The following is a 10,578-nucleotide window of genomic DNA, read 5'->3' as shown; positions in this document are numbered from 1 at the left end:
TTTTTAAATAGAATAGGAGTAAACCAAATGACAAAAAACTTGCAGTTATCAGCCGAAGAGATGCGTCAGTTAGGATATCAAGCGGTTGACTTGATTGTTGATCATATGAATCATTTAAAAAGTAAACCAGTTTCAGAAACGATTGATAGTAATATTTTTAGAGACAAGCTAATTGAAACGATTCCGGAAAACGGATCTAATCCAAAAGAATTACTTCATTTTCTTAATAACAATGTGTTTAATCAAATTACTCATGTGGATCATCCTCATTTTATGGCTTTTGTGCCAGGTCCTAATAATTATGTTGGTGTATTAGCAGATTTTTTAGCAAGTGGGTTTAATGTATTTCCTACAGCTTGGATAGTAGGTGCAGGTGCCGAACAAATTGAATTAACGACAATTAACTGGTTAAAATCAATGCTAGGATTCCCTGATTCAGCTGAAGGACTATTTGTCAGTGGCGGTTCCATGGCTAATTTGACTGCACTTACTGTAGCGAGACAGGTCAAGCTGAATAATGACATAGAAAATGCGATTGTTTATTTTTCTAACCAAACTCATTTTTCTGTAGATCGAGCACTTAAAGTATTAGGTTTTAAACAGCACCAAATTTGCCGAATTGAGACAGATGAAGATTTAAAAATTTCAGTTAGTACTTTAAGAAAACAAATAAAAGAAGATCGATTAAAAGGGAAAAAACCATTCTGTGTTATTGCTAATGCAGGGACAACGAATTGCGGAGCGGTGGACTCCCTCGATGAATTGGCTGATCTATGTGGTGATGAAGATATATGGCTACACGTGGATGGGGCTTATGGGGCTGCAGCAATTCTCAGTGAAAAAGGAAGGGAGTTATTAAGTGGAATTCATCGTGCTGATTCTTTAACGTTAGACCCGCACAAATGGCTTTTTCAGCCTTATGATGTTGGTTGTGTACTCATTCGAAATAGTCAATATTTAAGCGAAACGTTTCGTATGATCCCAGAGTATATTAGGGATACGGAAACTAATATAGAAGAAAAAGTGAATTTTGGAGAGCGTGGAATTGAACTTTCCCGTAGATTTAGAGCATTAAAGGTATGGCTTTCTTTTAAAGCATTCGGAGTTACAGCTTTTCGTGAGGCAATTGATCATGGCATTATGCTAGCTGAACAAGTTGAAGAGTTTTTAAGGAAAGAAAAAGATTGGGAAGTAGTAACACCTGCCCAATTAGGAATTGTTACTTTTCGTTATATTCCATGTGAGCTAACATCTACAGATACAATTCATGAAATAAACAAAAAATTGGTGGAAGAAATTAATCAAAGAGGATTTGCTATGCTAAGTACGACTAAATTAAAAGAAAAAGTAGTAATTCGACTTTGCTCTATCAACCCAAGGACAACAAAAGAAGAAATACTTCAAATCATGATGAACATAAAAGCATTAGCAGAGGAAATAAACACATCGCCTAAACATCTTATATCTGTTTCTCAACCTTGATATATTAGGCGGATTTTAAATATAATAGCCGATTCTTATTTAGAATCGGCTATTATATTTAAATGATAAATACATATATACTATTTATAAGTGTTTCTCTTGTAATGGGATTAAGCCTCAACCTTGGATACTCGTTTGAAACCAGTTTTTATTGCTTGTACTATTTCGTTCACAGCATAAATAGATACATCGGCATTTGGATTTAACCCTTCAAACCAGTGATAGGCATTTGGATATAAATGAAACTCCACATCAACACCAGCTTGTGCTAGTTTGCTTACATAGGTTAATGTTTCGCTGCGGAATGGATCTAATTGACCAACAAATGTGTAAGTATACGGTAAGTCACTATAATCCTCAGCTCGAGAAGGTGCTGCATAGGCAGGGATTTGATCCGTTCCATACATTTCTCCTAAATACATTTTCCAGCCAGCTTCATTTGCCTTTTGGTTCCAAACAAATCCCTCTTTAATTTCATTCGCTGAAGGTGTATCATTTCTGTCATCAATCATTGGATATAGTGGCATTTGTAAACAAATTGAAGGATATTTTCGATCTCGGGCTAATAATGATAATGCTGCTGTTAGTCCACCGCCAGCGCTTACTCCTGCAACCCCAATTCGATTCGAATCAATGTTTAATGACTTTGCATTATCAGCAATCCATTTTAAAGCTGAATAACAATCCTCAATTGGTGCTGGGTAAGGGTATTCAGGCGCTAAGCGGTAGTCTACAGACACGACCACACAGCTAGCTTCTTTTGCAAACCTCATACAAGTATCATCGTTATCATCTATAGACCCTAAGATATAACCTCCACCATGTATCCATAATAAGGCAGGTAAAGATTCATGATTTGATTTTGGACGATAAATTCGTAATGGTAACGGATTATCATCAGGCCCAACAATGACTTTATCTGTTAAAGAAAGAGAGTCATCAACAACGGTAGGTGGTCTCATTTGAGCTATTCCTTCTCTGATTGATTGCAAATTTTCTGGGCGTAAATCGAGATCCGGAAACATCTCTAACCCTTGTAATAATTCTGGATTTACTCTAGTTTTCATTTTAGCACCTCTATTTGTAATTGTTTTCAAATAAATGAAGTGTATTCTAAGTAGTTTAATTGTGAAAGAACACCACAATTAAATTGTAAATTGGATATGTTATAACAGTCAACAGAACATTCAGAAATTAAAACCTTTCTCAAGAAGGAGTTTCATGCAATCAGTAATACAAGTAGTGGATTTAAGAGCAAAGTGTTTTAATGTCGTTGTAATTATGTACATTAGAAAAATTTTATAGATAGTTATCTTAAAAATAAACAAAGAGAGAAGAACTAACCAATGTTTCTTCTCTCTTTTCATATGTAATTAGGGTATCCATAACTGTAAATACGGAGGGTATAGATTAATGGATGAATAATTTATTTTTAAATTAATAACGTAACAAATAAAGATTTTTGTATGTAATATTGCATATACAGCGATCACTGGTGAAAATGCTGAGCATTGTTTTTCTATATGGTAAATTAGTTCCTTAGTTATTTATTTTATTTCATTTTCAATCGTGTAAGGCTAGGGGACGAAGATTTACAAAGGTGACTAGTAAAAAATATAACAATATAAGTATAAGATTTTGTACTTAGTAATCTCGCGATTTAAGGCATGACATTGGATAAGGGCGGGGAGTTCAATCGATTTTGAATAAAATCAATAGTATCAGTTGCAATTTTTTTACGTTTAAGAACGATCCCGGCATGCCCACATTTATAAATATATCGTGGAGGTCTTTCCCAAGATTCCCACAAGTAGTCTGTATCCTCAGAATGCACATATAGATCATGCTTACCTGAAATTAATAAAATATTTTCTTTTTTTACTTTTGGCAATGCTTGACTCGGTTCAGTGATTTTCCAATAATCTATTAAATCATCATACGTAACACCATGATGTTCCAAGTCTTCTCTAATAAATTTACCTGGAGTTGTATTCCAAATAGAATAAGAAAGTCGATTTGCATAGAAAATGGATGCTAACATATCAATTTCTTCTTCAACAAGAGAGGTTAAGTTAGTAATAAATCCGCCTAAACTAATTCCTATTAGAATCAGGGGCCCCTTTTTATTTGCTTTAATCCATTTAATCAAAGCTCGTAAATCAGCTACCGCTTGTCTAGTTGCTTGTACTGTTCGTTCAATATTTGCACTTACCATATACTCTCCACTGAATAAGGATTGATCGGGTTTTCTTTCAAAATGATAGGGTAGAGTGAAATAATACATATTCCACTTCAGGCTGGTCATATGATCGTGGAATATGTTTTTCACACGTTCGTTAGAATCCATTCTCCAACCGTGAACAAAGATAACATGAGGTGCATTTTCATTTTTATGTAAGAATAATTCCCCAGTTACAGAGTCGTTGCGTGAATCACCGGATTGAACCGAACTTTTATAGTTGAATTGCCCAACCATGTATTCATTTTCCTGCTTTGAATGCTTAATGTCAAAATGAAAATGTGATGGTTTTACTTTATAAAAAGATTCTATGTTCTTTATATTTAATGAAGTGTTAGAAAGGGAAGTAAACTGAAATGCTACACTTCTTTTTTTGTGTAAATCATATAAGGCGTACCGATCAATGAGTTTTGAAAAAATCAAATTAACCTCCTCCAAAATACATATTGTTTAAAACATAAACAAAATTTATGTTTTAAATTAAGTAGGAAATATTTTCTTTTCCTACTAGTAGGTGCTTGAATTATAAAAATAGGTGATGAATTTGTATATTATATTATAAAGCTTACAATAGATAATTTATACTAAAATGTAAGAAGCAAGTTAATATTCTTATCCATATAAAAGAATGTTTACTTGCTTCTTTTCTTATTAAAAGATGTAATTTCTATGAGGAACCTTACAATTCCCATATAGATATTCACAATCAGCTTCTATATATTTATTGTATAGAAATTATATAATAAATATATCTTTCATGTTACATACATTAAATCAAGCCTTAGCCTCTTTTTCTATAATTCTCTTAAATTGACTACTTCTTACCAATGTTCAACAACGACTGCGTTTTTGAATTTGTGTTCTAGTTTTTCTTGAACAGGTAAATGAATAACTACACATAAACTCCTTATATCTCTCGTTAAACTACCGATTAGCTCCATATAAACTCTAGATAACCTATGTAGAATACAAGATATCAAGGAGGTAAGAAAAAATGAATTTTATGAAACGAGCAATTCTCAGTATGAAAAAAAGGATAGGAACATCATTAATTTTGATGGCAGTTTTTCTAATTGTTACAAATTTGGTTCTTTCAGGTTTCACAATTCAAAATGCATCAAAAAAAGCAGCGGATGCTGCAAGAAAAAAACTTGGTGTAGATGTTACTTTAGGTCTTGATTTCGACAAATTAGGTCAAAAAGCTAAGGAAACTGGAGAAATGCCAAATCCGCCGCAGCTCGATGCAAAAGAAACAGATCAATTAGCGAAGTCCAAGTATGTAAAAGATTATAATTACATAGCTAACACTTTCGGTATTTCTGATGGGCTTAAACTAGTAGGAGCTTCAGAAGGAGAAGAAGAAGGAAAAGGTAAAGTGGGAATGGCGGCTGCGCGAGGCGGTTCAAGCTCTGGTACAGAAATAGATATGAATGCTTCTTTTATGATTGAGGGAGTTCGCAAGACTGCATTACAAGAAAGCTTTAAAAACGGAAAAAGTAAAATCATTGATGGAAAACCAATTACAGAGCAAATGAAGGATCAGAATGTAGCTTTAATGGAAAAACGATTAGCGGAATTAAACAATTTGAAAGCAGGAGACAAAGTTAAAGTGCAATCAGGGGATAAGAAGGAAACCCTTGAGGTTGAAATTATCGGTATTTACGAAACAAATGAGCAAGCAATGGGGCAACAGGCTCCTCCTATTATGGATCCAGCTAATAAACTATATATGCCGCATTCAACTATGAAAAAATTAGAAGTAGACCCAGGTATAAGTAGTGTTCAAGTCGTGTATTTCTTGAATGATCCACAATATATTGATGCATTTAAAAAAGAAGCAAAAAAATCTAATATTGATTTTAATTATTATAAATTAGATGCGCATGATTCATTGTACAAGCAAATGATTGGTCCTATCGAAAATATCTCTTCGACTTCTCAAATGATTATTTATATTGTATCGATTGCAGGTGCAATTATTTTAGGATTAATCATTATGCTATCAATTAAAGGACGTCGTAAAGAAATGGGAATTCTATTGTCTATTGGAGAGAAAAAGTGGAAACTAATGGCGCAATTCGTAGTAGAAGTAGTGTGTGTCGCTATTTTAGCATTTGGATTATCCATAACAACAGGAGCTAAAGTTTCTCAATATATCGGGGATAATTTACTGTCGAATGAAATTGCTACTGCAGGCGAAGAAACAAATACCTCGCAAAATGGTACTGTAATGATGGCTGGACCTGGTGGTACTCTACAAAATCAAAAAGAAGATCCAATTGATAAAATTGATGTAAGTGTAACAGGAGAAGATGTAGGGAAAATGGGTGGAATTGGACTAGCTATTGCTATAATAGCAACACTTCTTCCAGCATTATCTATTCTACGTTTAAACCCAAAACAAATTCTTTTAAAAGATGAATGAGGAGGCTCGATATGGAGACGATTTTACAGTTTAAAAATTTGGATTATTATTATGAAAGTAATGGAAAAAATGTAGCGATACTAGATAATGTTAACTTTTCTTTTCAAAAAGGTCATTTCTACACGATTTTAGGACCATCCGGATCTGGCAAAACCACAACCCTGAGCTTAGGTTGTGGACTGGATGTCCCTAAAAATGGTTATGTACTGTATAATGGCAAAGATATTAGAAAAATTGGTTTGGATCGATACCGTAATCAAAATGTATCTGTAATTTTCCAATCTTATAATTTGATAACCTATATGACAGCTCTTCAAAATGTCTTAACAGCAATGGAAATTACAGGTGTTAAAGTGCAAAATAAAACAGCAAGAGCATTACAATTATTAGAGAGGGTAGGACTCACAGAAGTTGAAGCGAAACGAAACGTCCTGCAACTAAGTGGTGGTCAACAACAGCGTGTAGCAATTGCTCGAGCACTATCTTGTAATGTTGATTTACTGATTGCAGATGAGCCGACAGGAAACCTCGACGAGGAAACCGCAATGGATATAATAGAACTATTTCAAGAACTTGCACATAAAGAGAATAAATGCATTATTGTTGTGACGCACTCACAGGAGGTTGCTAAAAAATCAGATCGTGCAGTGTATTTAAGGAAGAAGAAGTTGGTCGTAAATGAAATCTAATATAAACATCGTAGCTTTTTAATTGACATAATTTTCAAGATTCAGACCTTTCAAAAGCTTATATTTGATTTATAATAAAATCAAGCCATAATCAAAATGGTCTCCCTGTACTGAATGTTAAAATAGTTTGTTGTTCCCGTTTTAATAATATAATAAAAAGAACTTGTAGGATATTCTACAGGTTCTTTTTATTATAATTGGTTACCTATATCATGGGATAATCACACATAAAAAACGGGACATTACCTAGATGTATGACCTAAATATCGTCCCGTTTACCTACTCTGTATAGTTATTGCAGAATTAAACCTACAATCATAATTAAACTAAATACTATCATCCAACCAAACGCACAATAGCCAAAAATTCTAATCCATTTAGGTAATTGATGCATGTTAATTTTATTTGTGGGAACTCCTTGCATAGAAAACATCATTTTTTGATCTCTATCTCTATTATTTTGTTGTTCATACATAATATCATCACCTTTCCAGAACTATTGTGTTTATAGTATATCAGCCTAAAGAAAATTATGTACAGAATAAGAGGGGATAGCATAAATATTATGTGGTGAATTTTATAAATAAAGACATTTAATTGCCATGGTTCTAAGCGCTAATCCGTTATAAATACTGAAAAAGAGCCCTACATAAATAGGACTCTTTTTCTTCAAATATTAAGTTGCTGGATATAAATTAGAACCAAGGTAACGTTCTTTTATAATTTGAAGATGATGAAGCTCATGACCAGCAATGATGTATGCTAATGCACGAACTGTAACTTCAGAATTATTCGCATTTCCTCTTTGTGACCAAGCTTCTTTATCTAAGCTTCTAAGTAAATGCAGGGTAGATTGGCGAACAACTATTAAATTCTCAAGAAGATCTTGCATAGATTGCTTATCAAAAGCAGCTCTAAGAACATACATATCATCATTATAGCCTGGAAGTTCTGCTGTCTCGCCTCGAGCGATTGATAGTAATCGATACGCCATAATCCGTTCTGTATCTGCTATATGACCCATTACTTCTTTTATACTCCATTTAGTAGGAGCATACCGGAAAAGTCCCTCACTATCAGAAATTCCCTTTAATAAAAGATTCGTTTCCTTCATTTGTTGTTCTAGAATATGTATGATATTTCCGTCTGATACCAAGTTGGTATACGTTGCATAATAGGAGTTATATTCACTTACTTGTGGTCTTATTTGCATACGAATCATCCTTTATGTTTTATATTTAATCTTTACATATAGCTTACCATAAAAGAATTCCAAATTAATCTGAAAAATGGAGGCAAATATACATTTTTCATCTTCCTTTTCAGTTTCATAGATGAAATGCATCTCAAATAAGAGAATCTAATTTGCTGCTAAGCGGAATGTCGTTTTTTTGCTGCTATAGTAGAAGACAAATATGTAAATTGAATACGGTTTGTCACTACTTATGATAATCGCCATTTAAGAAGCAGCATTTGTCCATTACGTGAAAAACCTGTTAATAAATTTATACTTACTACAAAAACAAACAAACTCGTCCTATTTAAAGGAGAGTTTGTTTGTTTTTATGTTTAGATAATGGAATACTCATGCAAAATTGTACACTATGTTCCATATTTTTTATTGAATACTTTATATCTAGCGTTTCAAGAATTTGTTTAACAATATATAGCCCTAAACCATTTCCTCCAGTATTTCGATTCCTTGATTTTTCAATTCGATAAAATGGTTTGAAAATTTGTTGTATCTCTTCATCTTTAATATTGACACCTGTATTTATAATTTTCATTTCGATTTGACCTTGTTTAGAATCCTCAATTAACTTTATATAGACTTTTTCATTATGTGGTGAATACATAACCGCATTGTGAATAATATTTTTACATGCTTTTTCTAAAAGAGCACAATCGGTATAAATAGAAAGGTCAGAATCAATTTCTTTTATTATTTCGATGCTTTTTTGAGAAGCAAAAAATTCGAGATCTTTTGTGATTGTACCTATTAACTTTGAAGGATTAACTTCCTCTACTTTTAGTTTGAAGGTGTGTTGTTCTAATTTCGATACGCTTAAAATTTCACGAACTAATTGTTCCATACTTTCAATAATTTGATGATTTTTCTTTAAATATTGATCGCGATTTTGATAAGGGCCAATATTGTATATCATTCCTTCTAAGTATCCTTTCATTACAGTAAGAGGAGACTTTAATTCATGTGCTACAATCGCAAAAAACTCTCTTCGTTTTGTTTCTATTTCTCTTTCTTTTTCAATATCATTTTTTAATTGTTCATTTGCTTTTTTTAAATCAAACATAGCTTGTTGCAAGTTAATAGACATGTCATTCAAACTATTAGATAATTCTCCTAACTCATCTGTAGAGCGAACCTCAATTTTTTCGGAGAAATCTAAATTTGCCATCTTTTGTGCACCTTCATTAATATAAATAAGTGGCTTTGTAATAAACCTGGAATAAAAATAAGCACTTCCTATACCAATAACGAGCACAATGATACTAATATAGGGGAGAAAGCGTACTAAAACTTGTGAAGCTTCATCAATCGGTTGAAATGTAGCAAAGACTATAAGCGTTAAACTACCATCTTGGAATTGAATTGGTTTCGTAACGTTATATGAATTGCTAAGGGTACTTGTATTCTCGAATCGTGTTGCTTTAGTAACTACTGTTTTTTGCGTACCACTTTGAATAAAAGAAAATGAAGGAGAGTAAATAATTACTCCTTCTTTATTTTGAAGATAAAGCATCGCATTATTTTTTTTGGCGTATTCATCAAAAAGTGGTATCGCATCTTGAAACGTAAGATTTTTAGACTTATCAATGATTTCGTTTATCCCTGTTTGAAGTTGATCTGTTTTATATTGCTCATAAAATGTAGGGAGAAAGAAGTATAAAGTTAAATAAATCAATACTGCAAAGGATAATAAAATGAGAGATGTAGTCATAAAGAGTTTATAAGTAATTTGCTTCATTTTCATGAGTTTCACAATACTATTCATCAATTTTATATCCAATACCCTTTATTGTTTTAATATAAGGGATAGCTAATTTTTTGCGTAGGTTTTTAATATGTGTATCAATTATTCGTGTTTCTCCAAAATAATCGTAACCCCAAACCTTTTCAACGATATTTTCTCTTGTGAGTACTTTTCTCTCATTTTGAAATAGTAGTTGTAGAATTTCAAACTCTTTTGTCGTTAATATAATTTCAACGTCATTTACATATACTCTATATGCATCCACATCAATACGCACTTCTTTAAATATCAAATGATTATTTACATTTTTATCATAACTTCTTCTAAGTACCGCTTCGACTCGTCTAATCAAAACATGAAATGAAAAGGGCTTTGTAATATAATCATCGATCCCAAGGTCGAATCCTTTCATTTGATCTTCCTCTTCTTCCAACGCAGTTAGCATAATAATTGGTACGTTTGACTGACTTCGAATCATTTTAGAAACTTCAAACCCATTAAGATTGGGCATCATGACATCTAGAAGAATTAAATCAAACGATTGCTTATTAAATTGTGTCATACCCTCTAGTCCATCTGAAGCGACTACCACTGTATAATGCTGTGTCATTAAAAATTGTTTAATTAATTCCTGAATTTCTTGATCGTCCTCTACCACGAGAATATGATAGTTTTTCATAATATCACCTCTGGTAGTCATTATAGCCGCACTATCTGGATTTTATGTGGAGATACAATAGGAACCTCATA

9 protein-coding genes are annotated in these 10,578 nt (G+C 32.7%); 3 read left to right on the top strand and 6 right to left on the bottom strand.

Translation table 11 applies throughout. The annotated features are described in order from the left end of the window. The first annotated feature begins 27 nt into the window (after positions 1-27). A complete protein-coding gene (locus tag AXW78_RS13215; protein ID WP_000164808.1) occupies positions 28-1,482 on the top strand; it encodes a pyridoxal phosphate-dependent decarboxylase family protein in 1,455 nt (484 codons plus the stop codon). A gap of 110 nt (positions 1,483-1,592) precedes the next feature. Here the strand turns inward: AXW78_RS13215 and AXW78_RS13210 are convergent, their stop codons facing one another. After that, entirely contained in the window at positions 1,593-2,549 is a 957-nt protein-coding gene (locus tag AXW78_RS13210) for an alpha/beta hydrolase (protein WP_061884252.1), read from the bottom strand. Between the two features lie 593 nt (positions 2,550-3,142). Beyond that, positions 3,143-4,144, bottom strand: a complete 1,002-nt coding sequence (locus AXW78_RS13205; protein ID WP_000577709.1) for an alpha/beta hydrolase — start codon at positions 4,142-4,144, stop codon at positions 3,143-3,145. Positions 4,145-4,715: 571 nt separating this feature from the next. Between AXW78_RS13205 and AXW78_RS13200 the strand changes: the two genes are divergently transcribed. After that, positions 4,716-6,146 carry an ABC transporter permease gene (locus tag AXW78_RS13200; RefSeq protein WP_001010229.1) on the top strand — a complete coding sequence of 477 codons (1,431 nt, stop codon included), beginning with the start codon at positions 4,716-4,718 and terminating at the stop codon, positions 6,144-6,146. A gap of 11 nt (positions 6,147-6,157) precedes the next feature. Next, entirely contained in the window at positions 6,158-6,835 is a 678-nt protein-coding gene (locus AXW78_RS13195) for an ABC transporter ATP-binding protein (protein ID WP_000447857.1), read from the top strand. A 292-nt stretch (positions 6,836-7,127) separates the two neighbouring features. Here AXW78_RS13195 and AXW78_RS13190 read toward each other — a convergent pair whose 3' ends face one another. The 4 genes from AXW78_RS13190 to AXW78_RS13175 form a co-directional block, all read right to left on the bottom strand. Further along, a complete protein-coding gene (locus tag AXW78_RS13190) occupies positions 7,128-7,310 on the bottom strand; it encodes a hypothetical protein (protein ID WP_000273233.1) in 183 nt (60 codons plus the stop codon). Positions 7,311-7,511: 201 nt separating this feature from the next. Continuing rightward, positions 7,512-8,048, bottom strand: a complete 537-nt coding sequence (locus AXW78_RS13185; protein ID WP_001167136.1) for a DinB family protein — start codon at positions 8,046-8,048, stop codon at positions 7,512-7,514. A 328-nt stretch (positions 8,049-8,376) separates the two neighbouring features. Next, positions 8,377-9,849, bottom strand: coding sequence for a sensor histidine kinase (locus tag AXW78_RS13180; RefSeq protein ID WP_001084902.1), 1,473 nt, complete (start codon positions 9,847-9,849; stop codon positions 8,377-8,379). Next, positions 9,842-10,507 carry a response regulator transcription factor gene (locus AXW78_RS13175; RefSeq protein WP_000800727.1) on the bottom strand — a complete coding sequence of 222 codons (666 nt, stop codon included), beginning with the start codon at positions 10,505-10,507 and terminating at the stop codon, positions 9,842-9,844. Before AXW78_RS13175 ends, AXW78_RS13180 begins: the two co-directional genes overlap by 8 nt. Positions 10,508-10,578: the final 71 nt, after the last annotated feature.

The sequence above is a fragment of the Bacillus thuringiensis genome, assembly GCF_001595725.1.
GTDB classification, from domain to species: domain Bacteria; phylum Bacillota; class Bacilli; order Bacillales; family Bacillaceae_G; genus Bacillus_A; species Bacillus_A thuringiensis_K.
Note: the sequence above shows the minus strand (reverse complement) of the source record. Positions and strands in the feature narration are given on the sequence as shown.